This is a genomic window from Streptomyces sp. NPDC016845, from assembly GCF_044332585.1.
GTDB lineage: Bacteria > Actinomycetota > Actinomycetes > Streptomycetales > Streptomycetaceae > Streptomyces.
In genome coordinates this window covers 72,698-85,573 of record NZ_JBIRPI010000013.1, presented here as the reverse complement: position 1 = coordinate 85,573, position 12,876 = coordinate 72,698, and the positions used below count along the sequence as shown (strand labels likewise).

Genomic DNA, 12,876 nt, shown 5'->3' with positions numbered 1-12,876 from the left:
CCGCCATGCAACACCCCTCAGACACCTCGCACATACCGCAGGGCTGCCCCGCGCACGAGAACCTCCACCTGTACGGCCCCTCGTTCGGCGCCGACCCCGACGGGCACTACGCGCACCTGCGAGCGGCCGGACCCAGCGCGCCCGTGGACATCGCCCCGGGCGTCGAGGTCGAGCTGGTCACCAGCTACGACGCGGCCCTGCACATCCTGCACAACCCCGCGTCGTTCGTCCGCGACTCCCGGCGCTGGAACGCGCTGAACGAGGGGCGCGTCCCGGCCGACAGCCCGGCCCTGCCGATGATGGGCTACCGGCCGAACGCGCTGTTCAGCGACGGCGCGGCGCACGCCCGGCTGCGCCAGGTCGTCACCGACAGCCTCGCCACGGTCGACGAGCGCCAGCTCGTGCGGCTCACGCAGCAGTCCGCCGACTACCTGATCAGCCGCTTCAGCCCCGAGCGCGGCGGCGAGGCGGACCTGATGTCGGCCTACGCCGCCCCGCTGCCGCTGCTCGTCTTCAGCCAGCTGTTCGGCTGCCCGCCCGAGATCGGTGACCGGGTCATCTCCGGCATCAGCGGCATCTTCGAGGGCACGCCCGGCGCCGACGAGGTCCTCGGCGGCGCGCTCAGCGAGCTGATCGCCCTCAAGCACCGGCGCCCCGGCACCGATGTGACGTCGCGTCTGATGCAGCACCCGGCCGGGCTGAGCGACGAGGAGGTGCTGCACCAGCTCGTGACCCTGCTGTCCGGCGGTACGGCGCCGCTCGCGGCCACCATCGGCACCAGCACCGCGCTCTACCTGGGCGAGGACTGGCAGGCCGGACTCCCGGTCGAGGGCGCCGTCTCCCAGACGCTGTGGAATTACGCGCCGATCGCCAACTACGCCGCGCACTACCCGACGCACGACGTGGACCTCGGCGGCCGAACGATTCGCGCCAACGACCCGGTGCTCATCTCCTTCGCCGCGGCCAACACCGATCCCAAGCTGAGCGTCCACCGCGAACAGCTCAGCGCCAAGGCGCACCTGGGCTTCGGGGCCGGGCCGCACGCCTGCCCCGCCAAGGACCCCGCGTTCATGATCGCGGTCACCGCCGTCGAGTCGCTCCTGAAGCGGCTCCCCGACGTCGAGCTGGGCCGTCCGTTCGCGGCCCTCGCGTGGGTGCCCTCGCCGTGGAGCCGCTCCCTCGTGACGCTCCCCGTCCGTTTCACTCCGCGAACGATTCCGTTTGCAGGAGGCGACCTGAGCCAGTCGCAGTCCGGTTCCGCTTCCCGGCCGTCGGTCGCTCCGGCGGACGCGCTGATGGCACGGAACGGCCAGGTGGAGAACGGTTCCGCCGCTTCGAAGCAGCGCAAAGGGGGTCTCTTCAGCAGATTCCTCTCCTGGACTCGGGGCGAGTGATCCAAGTAACTCTGTGAAAGCAGTGAGTAATTGGATGGTTCAACGATCTTGTGGGTATCCATGGCGCTCGATGCTCAGGAAGGAGCCGTCGCCATGGGAGTTGTCTCCACTCAGCCCTACGACCGTCGGGCCGCCGTCTCACTGTTCTCACGACTGCGAACTGCCAAAGGACAGGCCGACCCCTTTCCCCTCTACGCCGAACTCGCGGCGAGGGGCGGGGTCAGCCCGGCCCCCTGGGGCGGCTCCCTCGTCACGGAGTTCGACGTCTGCGACCAGATCCTGCGAAGTCGCGAGTGGCTCGAACCGGACGCCCGCTGGCGAGAACGGCAGGGGGCGGGCACACGCTGGAACGCGCCCTCGTCACGGGAGATGGGCAAGACCCTTCCCGCGCTCAACCCCCCGGACCACACGCGCGTACGCCGGGCCGCGGGCGGTTTCGACCGCTCGACCATCGCGGACCTCGGCCGGACCGTCGAGACCGTGACCGACCAGCTCCTCGACGCACTGGTCGAGCAACTGCACGAGGGCGGGGCCGACTTCGCCACCGCGGTCGGCGAGGAGCTGCCCGTCGCGGCGGTCGGGCACTGGCTCGGGCTGCCCGCGGCGGACTGGCCCCGGCTGCGCGCCCTGACCCACGAGCAGGTCTTCACCCAGGAACTGCTCCCGTCCGCCAGCCAGCTCGCCAGGTCGGACGCGGCCACGGCCGAACTGCGCGCCTACTTCGTCGACCTCGTCCGCAGCCGGCGTGCCCGGCCGGGCGAGGACCCCGTGTCCCGGTGGATACAGACGTGGGACGCCCTCGAACCGGACCGCGCCGAGGCCGACGAACAGGTCTACCTGCTCGCCCTGTTCGTCGTCCTGGCCGCGCTGGAGACGACCGCGACCCTGCTGACAACGATGGCACTGCGCCTGGTCGAGCACCCGGAGCGGTGGGATCTGCTGACCTCCTGCCCCGACCTCGTCCCCGCATTCGTCGAGGAATCACTGCGCTACGACCCGCCCACCCACGTCATCAGCCGCGTCGCCTCCCAGGACACGGTCCTGGGCGGCGTCGAGATACGCCGGGACGAGATGGTCCACCTGATGGTCGCGGCGGCGCAGCGCGACCCGGCCCGCCACCTCGACCCCCACCGCTTCGACCCGCTGCGCCCCCCGGCCCACCTCGCCTTCAGCGGAGGCATCCACTACTGCCTCGGCGCCCCGCTGGCCCGGCTCGAGGCGCAGACCCTGCTCCGCCGCATGATCGAGCGCCTTCCCCGGCTCACCCTCGTACGCCCCCCGTCCTGGGCGCCCCGTGTGGCGTTCCGGCGCCCCTTGAGTTTGGACGTTGCTTTCGCATGACAATGCTGAATCGTTTCTTCACCGGTTCGTCGGAGTCGGCCGTATCGTCGGAGTCGGCCGAGTCGTCCGGGGCGCCCGGCTCGGCCCAGCCATCCGGGTCGTCCCGCGAGGCGGTCCTCGTCGAGCAGGACGGCCCGGTGCTGCACGTCCGCCTGAACCCCGGCGGGCAGGGCGACGACACGCTGAGCGCCGCCGTCCTCGACGACCTCACGGCGGTCCTGGACGGCCTTCACGACCGCCCCGACATACGTGTCCTGGTGCTCTCCTCCAGGGGCGAGAACTTCTGCCTGGGCGCCGACCGTACCGAGTTCCGGGCAGCCATGGAGACGGACCCGACCGGGGCCGCCCTGCGCCGCATCGCGGACAAGGCCCACCGCCTGTGCCAGGCCCTCGAGAACACCCACGCGGTGACCATCGCCCGACTGCACGGCAAGGTCATCGGTGCGGGCCTCGCCCTCGCCTCCTACTGCGACCTGCGCGCGGGCGCGGACACCTGCACCTTCCGCATGCCGGAGGTCGGCGTCGGGCTGCCCCCGGCCTGGGGCGGCGCCATGGGCCGCCTGATCTCCGAGGGTGGCGCCGCCAAGATCCGCGAACTCATGCTGACCTGTGACACCTTCGACGCCGCCACCGCCCACCGGATCTCCCTCCTGCACAAGGTGACCCCGGCCGACGGCCTCGAACGGGCCGTCGCCGCATGGACCAGACCCCTCGGCCGCCGCGCACCGGAGGCCCTGGTCACCACGAAGCGCATGCTGGCGGGTTACTCGCGGGCCGACCGCAGCGCCGACATGACGCTGCTCGACTCGCATCTGCTGGCCGCGCAGGTGGTCCGGGGGAGGTGAGAAGGCGAGGGCGTCCCGCTCGTACGGTGAGAGCCGGCGCGGGCTGTGGGGGTGCCGCCCCGGGACACGTGTTCTGCGCTCGGCCTCAGCCGAGACCGCGGTGTGCGGCCCACAGCTCCCCGGCCCGTGCGGCGGCGCGCGAGACCAGCGCCGCCAGTTCCGGACTGTCGGGGACGGGGAACGACACGTAGGCGCCCCGGCCGCCTTCGACGGGCCTGCCGTACGCCTTCGTGGCGAGGTGTCCGCCGGGCAGGAGCCGGACGTTGAGGGTGGTGAGGGAGAACACCTGGCCGCGCCGGGTGTCCGTCCAGCGGAGCGCCTCTGGGATCGTGACATTGATCGCCAGAGCACTCACTTCGAGTTCGAGGTCGCCGCTCACGCGCGGATGATCTCATGCGCGGCACCGCCCCGGCCAGGTCCGCGACCTGGCCGGGGCGGGAGGGCGTCAGCGGATCGTGGTGACCCGCTGCTCCTTCAGAGCGCCGCAGTTGGAGCCGTACACCGAGACGTAGACGTTCTTGATGCTGCCGCCCCAGTCCACACAGTGGGCCTTGCCGTACACGTACGTCGGACCCGCGTACGAGGTGTAGCGGCCGTAGTCCGAGTCCCCCTGCTCGGTGTCGGGCACGTAGACCCACGCCGACATGTCGACCGCGGTGCCGGGGGTGGAGCGGATGGTGGCGACGCAGTTGCGGCCGTTGCCGGAGTTGTAGGTGAGGTAGATGGTTCCGAGCGATCCGACCGCTGCGGAGTTCACGGTCTTGTAGGCACTCCCGCAGACCTTCTGCGGGGTGGTGTTGGGCGCGGCGGAGGCCGGTGACGCCAGAACGGCCGTGGAGCCCGCCGCGAGGGCCGCCACCGCGGACAGTGACAGAACAGAACGGTTGAATCGCATATTTCCCCCTTGTTGTTCTTGGAGTGCTTCCTCCTGCTTGGTGTGACATCCCGGACCGGGCAAGGGTTGTCGTACCGCCGGTGAACTGGCCGAGATGTGCGGGCGTGGCCGGATTGCGTGGTGGGCGGTGTCAGCTCACCGTCGTGGTCCCGGACGCGGACAGCGCGGCGCCCTGGCCGTCGCGGGGCTCGGCCGTCAGCCTCCAGGTGTACGTGCCCGGGGCGACCCGGCGCCCGTTGTCTCCCGCGCCGTTCCAGGACGCGCGGACAGCGGCGGCCGTGGTGGCTCCGGTCAGTGTGCGCACGACCGTTCCGCCGCCGGTGGACAGCGTCAGCGTCCAGGTGGCGGGTTTGCTGAGCTGCCACACCGGCTGCCAGGGCGATATGGCCGTCGGTCCCGGACCCGCCTCGGTCTGTGCCTCCATCTGGGCCAGGGGGGACGTGGGCACGCCCGCGGTGACGAGCGCCACCTGCCCGTCGGCGGCGAGGTAGGCGAGGTTGCCGCCGAACCGGTCCACCGCCCACCGCCCGGTGTGACCGCCCGTGTTCCTGTCCACCGCGGGCAGTACGCCCACGGTGCGGGTGGTCGCCGTGCCCGTGTGGAAGTCGGTGAGCAGCAGCGCGTGACTGGTGCGGTCCTCACGCACCAGGTAGCCGTCGGCGAGCCGGGCCGGGCCGACGGGGACCGGGACGGTACGGCCGGTGGCACGGTCGTACACACCCGCCGAGCCGCCGCACGACCAGTACAGCCAGGTGTTGACCGCCTGGAGCTCGCTGGGCGTGCACGGGGCGCCGGTGTCGACCGTCGCCACGTTCTTCTTCGTCTTCAGGTGGTAGCCGACGACGCTGCCCTGCGTGCTGCCCGGGGTCCACAGCAGCTGTCCCCAGATCGCCGCGGCGGTGCGGGTGCGGCTGAGCGTGATCGCACCGTCGGCGCCGCGCGCGAAGTCCGCGACCTTCTGCACACCGGCGCTGCCGCCGTTGTAGAGGACGAAGCGCCCGGTGCCGGTGCCGATACGGCCCTGTGTGTCGCCGGTCGGCGCGTCGGCGTACGACGTGTCGCTGCCGGTGGCGCGCACCACCTCGGTGGCGCCCGCGCCCGTCGCCAGGTACGCGAACCTGCCGTCGCCGAGCGCCTCCAGCTGCGGGCACGCCGCGTCTCCGCTCAGGCAGGGCGAGACGTCGCGGACGGCGACGCGGAAGGTCTGGCGGCCGGTGGGCCTGCCGTCGCGGTCGAGCGGGATCGAGTAGACGCTGTTGACGCCGCCGGTGTTGGTGGGGTTGCCCTGCATCAGCAGTTCACCGCCCGCGAGCAGCAACCCGTCGATGGGGGCCCGGCCGGCCGGCACGTGCAGCACACGGGCGGCGGTGGCGTCGCCGCTCGCGGTGGCGGTGATCCGGTGCACGTACCAGTCGTCGCTGTCCGCTCCACCCGTCGCGAGCGCGCCGCCGTCGAGGCTCGGGCCGATGGAGCCGTACGCGTTGTCGATGAGTGTGCGCCGGACACCGGTCGTCAGGGAGGTGGCCTCCACGGCCGGGTTCTGGCCCGCGGGCAGCACCAGCGCGTTGCCGCTGAGCAGTTGGTCGCCCACGACGGCCAAAGCGTCGCCGAGGTGCGGAGCGACCGCCACGGGCGCGGTGCCGGGCGCCGCGTCGGTGCGCAGCGCGCTGTCGCCGACGACCAGCCAGCGGTCGTTGAAGAGCACTCCGTCCGAGCCCGGGATCGACACGCCGGACGTCGCGTCGGCGAGATCGACGAGGCCAATGGACACCTTGCCGTCCACGCGGTAGCCCACGGCGAGGTACCGGACGGAGCCGCCGGTGCTGACGGTGCCGGTCAGTTCGGCGCCGGTCGGCAGACCCGTCACCGCAATGTCCCGCGTCGCGCCGTCGGCGCCCGCGCGCAGCACGTGCGGTGCGCCCGCCGCGTCCTTGGTGAGCACGCTCCAGCCGACCGCCGCCAGATAGGTGTGGCCGGCGGGCAGGGTGACCTCGGCGGTGACGCCGGTGGCGTGGTGCTCCTGCGCCACGACGTCGCCGCTGCGGGTGCTGAGCACGTCCGCGCCCGATGCCAGATCGTCCGGGCCCGCGTGTGCGGGCGGGGTGACGCCCTCGTAGTCCACCCAGTGCGTCTGGGACGAGCCGCTCTGCGGCAGCCAGTACCGCAAGCCCGACGCGCCCGCCCAGAGATACTTCACCTCGGTCGGCTTGACCAGGCTGAACTGCGTCATCGCGACGGGCTCGTCGGCGGCGTACGCGGGTGCGGTCTGCGCGGCGTACGACAGAGCGAGCATCCCGCCCGCGGCCAGCACACCAAGTCTTCGTGAACGAACCGATCGGCTCATGTTCGTGTTTCCCTCCCCAGCCATGACGCGAGTGTGTGTGCTCGCGTTCGCACACATGCAAGCCAGGTCAGCGAACGGGAACCGGAAGGGAGGGTGAACAGCTGGTGTTGATCAGCCGGAACGCGGGGGCGCCGTCGAGGCGCGCAGGACCGGCGCCGCCGGCAGGTGCGAGGTGACCGTGCGGCGGTGACCGGTGATAACGTCGTGCAGGCGGGTCACGGCGAGCGAACCGACCTCGCGCAGCGGTACGTCGAGCGCGGTGACCGGCGGTGTCGTCGCGCTGAGCGTGCTCAGGTCGTCGGCCGCCGCGAGGCTGACGTCCTCGGGGACACGGCGTCCGGCCACGTTGAGTCCGTGCAGCAGCCCGAGCGCGAGGTAGCTGTTGTACGCGAGGACGGCCGTGGCGGCGCCGGGCAGTCGCGCCGACGCGTCGATGCCGGCGTCGAAGGTCGGTGGCAGCGGCCCGAGTACGTGGATCCGGGCACCCGCCTGCGCGGCCTGCGCGGTGAGCGTGGTGCGCCGCTGCTCGTCCGCCCAGGAGCCGGCGGGCCCGGAGACGTAGGCGATGTCGCGGTGGCCCAGCTGGAGGAGGTGGCCGAGGAGTTCGGCCAGGCCCGTCACGGTGTCGGCCACGACGGCGGGGAGCCGGCCCACCTGGCGGTCGACGAGCACGAGCGGGCGGCGCCGGAACCGCTCGCGCAGCGCCGCGTCCGTGCCCACCGGCGTCACCATGATCAGCCCGTCGGCCTGTTCGGAGAGCCGGTCGGCCAGGGCGGCCTCGCGCTCGGCGTCGTACTCGGACACGGCGATGAGCAGATGGCTCTCGGTGTCCTCCGCCGCCTGCTGCGCGCCGATGACCAGCGGCGCGAAGAAGGGGTTGGAGAGCGTCGGCACGATCAGTCCGATGAGCCCTGTGCGGCCGGTGGTCAGGGCGCGGGCCGCCGCGTTGGGATGGAAGCCGAGCCGGTCGGCCGCCTCCCGTACGCGCAGCCGCGTGGTCTCCGCGACCATGTCGGGGCGTTGCAGCGCGCGTGAGGCGGTGGCCTTCGACACCCCCGCCGCCCGTGCCACGTCCAAGAGCGTCGCCACTGCTGTCCCCCGTTCCGCCGCTGTGCCTGTCGTGTCGTCCGCAGCCGAAGCTGCCCGTCCCGCCGCTGTGCCTGTCGTGTCGTCCACAGCCGAAGCTGCCCGTCCGCCGCTGTACCTGCCGGGTCCGCAGCCGAAGCTGTCGCGTCCGCCGCTGTACCCGCTGCGTCCGTCGCTGTACCTGCCGTGTCCGCCGTCGTACCTGTCGGTGTCCGGTGGCCGAGATCTCGGCCGGACCCTGTTCTCTTCGGCTTTCTCCCGTGTCATGATACCTGCAACCGGTCTCTGCAACCGGTTGCAGGAACCGGTTGCAGAGACCGTAGCCACCCCTCACCCCCGTCGAGGTACCGATGTCCACCACCGCTCCGCCCACCGGCGAGCAGACCGGCGCCGCTCCGGCGCCCGCCTCCCTCGTCGAGCGGCTCTTCCGCGTCCGCGGGCGCGGCAGCAGCCACCGCACCGAGCTCGTCGCGGGCGCCTCGATGTTCATGGCCGCCGCCTACGCCGTCGTCGTGGTCCCCGGCCAGCTGGCGAACGCGGGGGTGCCGCACGGCGCCGCCACCACGGCCGTCATCATCGCGATCGCCCTGGCGACCCTGGCCATGGGCCTCGTCGCCAACCTGCCGTTCGTCGTCGCGCCCGGCCTCGGCGGTGTCGCCCTGGTCGCGTTCACCATCGTCGGCCAGGACCACGTCCCCTGGGACACAGCCCTCGGCATGGTGTTCTGGTCCGGCGTCGCCTTCCTCGTCCTCACCTTGCTCGGCATCCGCGACCTGGTCACGCGGTTGATGCCGATGAACCTCAAGTACGCCATCAGCGGCGGCCTCGGCCTCTACATCGCCCTCATCGGATTCCGCGACGCCGATCTGGTCGTCGGCAACGCCGACAAGGCCGCGCTCGCCATCGGCGACCTGTCGAAGCCCGGGGCCCTTCTCGCCCTGGGCGGCCTGCTGCTGCTCACCGCGCTGGCCTCGCGCAAGGTGCCCGGCGCCTTCCTCATCACCATCGCCGCGGTCACCGTGGTCGGCATCCCGCTGGGCGTGACGGACGTACCCGGCAGCCTCTTCACCGCGCCGGACTCGCCCGGACCGCTGCTGTTCGACATCGACATCATCGGCGCGCTCAAGCCCGAGTACTTCCCGTACATCTTCGCCTTCTTCGTCTCCGAGTTCTTCTCCATGACCGGCACGCTTCTCGCGGTCTCGGGCCGTGCCGGGCTGCTCGACAAGGACGGCAACATCCCCGGCGCCCGCCGCCCCTTCCTCGTCGACTCGGTCTCCGTGATGGGCGGTTCGGCCGTCGGCGCCCCGTCGATGACGGCGTACCTGGAGTCCTCCGCCGGAGCGGACGCGGGCGGCAAGACCGGGCTCGCCTCCGTCTGGGCGGCCTGCGGGTTCGCGCTGCTGCTGCTCGTCACGCCGTTCGCCACGCTGATCCCGTCGGCGGCCACCGCCCCGGTGCTCATGTACATCGGCCTGAACATGCTCGGCGCCCTGAAGAACGTCGACTTCAAGGACCCGACCAACGCCGTCCCGGCGGCCCTGACCGTGGCGACCACTCTCTTCTTCGGCAACTTCGGCACCGGTATCGCCACCGGCCTCGCGGCCCACGTCCTGGTCAAGACCGTCAGCGGCCGCATCCGCGAGGTGCCCTGGCCGCTGTGGATCGTCATGATCCCGCTCGGCTACTACTTCTACACACTCGTCCCGTGACGGGACCCCGCCGCCCGCGCCACAACCCTTCGCACGCCTTCGCACCCCTTCGCACCCCTTCGCAAGGAGCACGACCCCATGAGTGACCAGCACGACCTGCGGATCCGCGGCGGGCGCGTGGTGTCCACCTTCACCGGCGAGGAGTTCGCCGCCGACGTCCTCGTACGAGGCGACGTGATCAGCGCGGTGCTGCCCCCCGGCACCCCGGCCGACGCCCGGGAGGAGATCGACGCGACCGGCATGCTGATCGTCCCCGGGTTCGTGGACGCCCACATGCACATCGAGAGCGCGTTCCTCACCCCGCAGGAGTTCGCCGCCGTCACGCTCGCCCGCGGTACGACGACCGTCCTCGCCGACCCGCACGAGATCGTGAACGTCGCCGGGCGCGACGCCATGCGCTGGATGATCGACGCCGGACGGGAGACGGCCCAGACCCAGCTGTGGGGCGTGCCGTCCTGCGTGCCCGCCCTGGAGGGCCTCGAGGAAGCGGGCGCCGCGCTCTCCGCCGACGACATCGCGGAGATGCTGCGCTGGCCCGGCGTCATCGCGCTCGGCGAGGTCATGGACTACCGGGCCGTGGTCAGCGGCGACCGGCGGATGCACGACATCACCGCCGTGGCCCGCGCGCAGGACGCCATTCTGGACGGCCACTGCCCGAACCTCACCGGCGCCGAGCTGAGCACGTATCTCGCCACCGGCGTCGACTCCGACCACACCAAGAACCGCACCGAGGTGGTCCTGGAGAAGGCCCGCCTCGGCATGACGATGATGCTTCAGGAGAAGTGCCTGAACGAGGAGGTGGCGGCGGCCCTCCTGGCGCTGCCCCAGCTCCCGCCGCTGTGCCTGGTCACCGACGACCTGGCCGCCGACCACATCGTCGACAAGGGCCACCTCGACCACATCGCGCGCGTGGCCGTGGCTGCCGGCTTCCCGCCGCACGTCGTGCTCAAGGCCCTGACGTGGACGCCCGCGCAGCGCCTGCGGCTGCACGACCGCGGCGTCGTGTCGCCGGGCAAGCGCGCCGACCTGGTACTGCTGCGGGGTGAACTGGCCGCGTTCGACCCGGCGTTGGTGCTCGTCGGCGGTCAGGTCGCGGGCCGGGACGGCGCACCGGTCCGGCCGGTGACGGCGGACGACGCCCCCGCCCTCGTACCCCTCGACAGCCGCGTCGACGTCGAGCCGCAGGACGCGGAGGCGTTCCGGTGGTACGTGGACCTGCCGGACGGTGTGCACACGTTTCGCGCGATGCGGGTGAACCAGCGGGACACCTACACCGAGGCCGCCGAGATCGAACTGCCCGTACAGGGGGGCGAGGTGCGGTGGGAGGGACGCGCCACGCTCGTGCGCGTCCGCAACCGGTACGGCCGTCCTGGCGCCGTCTTCGCGCCGCTGCTGGGCCGTGAACTCGCTGACGGTGCCGTCGCCTCCACGTACGCGCACGACAGCCACAACCTTCTGACGATCGGCACGTCGCGATCGGCCATGGCCACCGCCGCTGCGACCGTCGTCGCCGACGGGGGCGGGGTCGCCGTCGTCCGGGGCCCGGTGGGCGAGACCGTCGCCGCGCGCATGCCGCTCCCGGTCGGCGGTGTGCTGTCCGCCCGCCCGGCCCGCGACGTCGCCGAACAGGCGGCCGCGGTCCGCGCCGCCCTGGAGGACTGGGGCTGGTTGCACCTCAACCCGTTCATGAGCGTGTCGACCCTGACGCTCGCCGTCTCACCGGCGCTGAAGATCACCGACAAGTCCCTGGTGGACGTCGTACGGCGCGAGCCGGTGGGGGCCACGGCGACGGACTGAGCGGCGGCGGGTCCGGGGTGGCACCATCCATGGCCCATCCCCTCGGAGCCCGTACGCGACTGGGTGTCGGCGGCCAGGGGCGAATGGTGACGCTCGAACCGCGTCCAAGGTTGTACAGAACGGGGCTGAGTACCCGCTGATTGTCTGCGCCGGGCCCGCTGCGGTTGGATCGCTTGGTGCCTCGGCAGGGGGCCGGGGCCGCGAATGTTCAGGGGGGAACATGCGCAAGCTTTCACCCGCGACGACGGGTGTGCTGGGGGCGGTGCTGCTGACGGCGCTGTTGCCGATGGGGGTCGCGCACGCCGAACCCGGGGACGCGGTGACGGAGCGGGTCAGCGTCAGCGCCGACGGGGTGCAGGGCAACAGGACGTCGTACAGATCGGTGATCAGCAGGGACGGACACTACGTCGCCTTCACCTCGCAGGCGACGAACCTCGTGCTTCCCAGCAAGCCTCCGTGGGGCGGCGGCTGGTACTGGTCGTACCTGCGTGACCTGCACACAGGCACGCTGGAGCGGGTGGAGGTCAACGGTGTCCCCGCGGATGTGCACGACTTCAGCGCCTCGGGCGAACTGGTGGTGCTCAAGTCACCGAACGGCCTGTACGTACGGAACCTGTCGACGGGCGACACTCAGCGGGTGGACGTCCAACTCGGCCAGTTCAACGCCGGCGGCGCGTACAACGGCCGGATCAGCGGTTCCGGGCGCTACGTCGTGTTCGAGGAGGCCAGGGGCTGGTCCGGGCCGGGCGGCGAGGGCAGCCGGGTGTACGTGCGTGATCTGCAGGAGGGCACGACGCAGTGGGTGAGCCAGCCCAACACCACGAGCGACACCTACTTCGCGGGCGTGCCCGTCATCAGTGATGACGGCCGGCGGGTCGCGTACACCTACACCCGGTCCGTTCCCCAGGGGGCACAGCGAGGCAATGTCTTCGTCGTCGACCGGAGTACGGGCGAGCGGCAAGTGGTCGATGTCTCGCAGGACGGACCGACGCCGGAGCGGACAGTAAGTCAGGTGTCGATGAGCGGGGACGGCACCCTCGTCTCCTTCACCCGCGGCGACGACAGTCCGGTGACCGCGGACGACCAGGACTCCGACACCTTCATCCGTGATCTGGCCACGGGGACCACGCGACCGGTTCCGCCCGACGGATCCCGGACCGGGGTCACCGGCGGCAAACTCAGCCCTGACGGGCGCTTCGTGCTCTACACGGCGTTCTCCGGCCCGTCGGCCACCCGACCGGCCCTCTACGTCCGGAACCTGGAGACCGGTGCGGTGCGCACGGTGAGCACCGCGATGGACGGCAGTCCGGTCCACGCCAGTACCGGAGGCCCTCTGATCACCAGCGACAGCCGCAAGGTCGTCTTCGAGTCGGACGATTCGACTGTCGTCCCCGAGGACACCAACAACACCTACGACGTCTTCGTACGGACCCTGCCGGCCGAGCCCGCGTCCTGACAGGGT

General features: G+C 71.7%; 10 protein-coding genes. 6 read left to right on the top strand and 4 right to left on the bottom strand.

Features of this window, described 5'->3' with window-relative positions:
* Positions 1 to 5: 5 nt before the first annotated feature.
* From ACH4RC_RS27160 to ACH4RC_RS27150, 3 genes are all read left to right on the top strand, one after another.
* On the top strand, positions 6 to 1,394 hold the full coding sequence (locus ACH4RC_RS27160; protein WP_398205604.1) for a cytochrome P450: 1,389 nt from the start codon (positions 6 to 8) through the stop codon (positions 1,392 to 1,394).
* Between the two features lie 93 nt (positions 1,395 to 1,487).
* On the top strand, positions 1,488 to 2,735 hold the full coding sequence (locus tag ACH4RC_RS27155; protein ID WP_398205602.1) for a cytochrome P450: 1,248 nt from the start codon (positions 1,488 to 1,490) through the stop codon (positions 2,733 to 2,735).
* The gene (locus ACH4RC_RS27150) at positions 2,732 to 3,580 is read left to right on the top strand and encodes an enoyl-CoA hydratase/isomerase family protein (protein ID WP_398205600.1); all 849 of its coding nucleotides are present in this window, start codon (positions 2,732 to 2,734) and stop codon (positions 3,578 to 3,580) included. Before ACH4RC_RS27155 ends, ACH4RC_RS27150 begins: the two co-directional genes overlap by 4 nt.
* A gap of 85 nt (positions 3,581 to 3,665) precedes the next feature.
* Here the strand turns inward: ACH4RC_RS27150 and ACH4RC_RS27145 are convergent, their stop codons facing one another.
* The 4 genes from ACH4RC_RS27145 to ACH4RC_RS27130 all read right to left on the bottom strand — a co-directional run bounded on the left by ACH4RC_RS27145 (position 3,666) and on the right by ACH4RC_RS27130 (position 7,908).
* On the bottom strand, positions 3,666 to 3,959 hold the full coding sequence (locus ACH4RC_RS27145) for a hypothetical protein (RefSeq protein WP_398205598.1): 294 nt from the start codon (positions 3,957 to 3,959) through the stop codon (positions 3,666 to 3,668).
* A 66-nt stretch (positions 3,960 to 4,025) separates the two neighbouring features.
* Positions 4,026 to 4,475: a spore-associated protein gene (locus ACH4RC_RS27140; RefSeq protein WP_398205597.1), complete on the bottom strand. Its 450-nt coding sequence runs from the start codon at positions 4,473 to 4,475 to the stop codon at positions 4,026 to 4,028.
* A gap of 130 nt (positions 4,476 to 4,605) precedes the next feature.
* Positions 4,606 to 6,819 (bottom strand): FlgD immunoglobulin-like domain containing protein, encoded by a 2,214-nt coding sequence (locus tag ACH4RC_RS27135; RefSeq protein WP_398205596.1) that lies wholly within the window; start codon positions 6,817 to 6,819, stop codon positions 4,606 to 4,608.
* Positions 6,820 to 6,930: 111 nt separating this feature from the next.
* A complete protein-coding gene (locus ACH4RC_RS27130) occupies positions 6,931 to 7,908 on the bottom strand; it encodes a LacI family DNA-binding transcriptional regulator (RefSeq protein ID WP_398205595.1) in 978 nt (325 codons plus the stop codon).
* A gap of 347 nt (positions 7,909 to 8,255) precedes the next feature.
* Here ACH4RC_RS27130 and ACH4RC_RS27125 point away from each other — a divergent pair, with 347 nt between their 5' ends.
* From ACH4RC_RS27125 to ACH4RC_RS27115, 3 genes are all read left to right on the top strand, one after another.
* Complete coding sequence (locus ACH4RC_RS27125; protein WP_398205594.1) at positions 8,256 to 9,617, top strand: NCS2 family permease; 1,362 nt, start codon at positions 8,256 to 8,258, stop codon at positions 9,615 to 9,617.
* A gap of 78 nt (positions 9,618 to 9,695) precedes the next feature.
* Positions 9,696 to 11,414, top strand: a complete 1,719-nt coding sequence (locus tag ACH4RC_RS27120) for an adenine deaminase C-terminal domain-containing protein (protein ID WP_398205592.1) — start codon at positions 9,696 to 9,698, stop codon at positions 11,412 to 11,414.
* A gap of 220 nt (positions 11,415 to 11,634) precedes the next feature.
* Positions 11,635 to 12,870, top strand: coding sequence for a hypothetical protein (locus ACH4RC_RS27115; protein ID WP_398205591.1), 1,236 nt, complete (start codon positions 11,635 to 11,637; stop codon positions 12,868 to 12,870).
* The last annotated feature ends 6 nt before the right edge of the window (positions 12,871 to 12,876 follow it).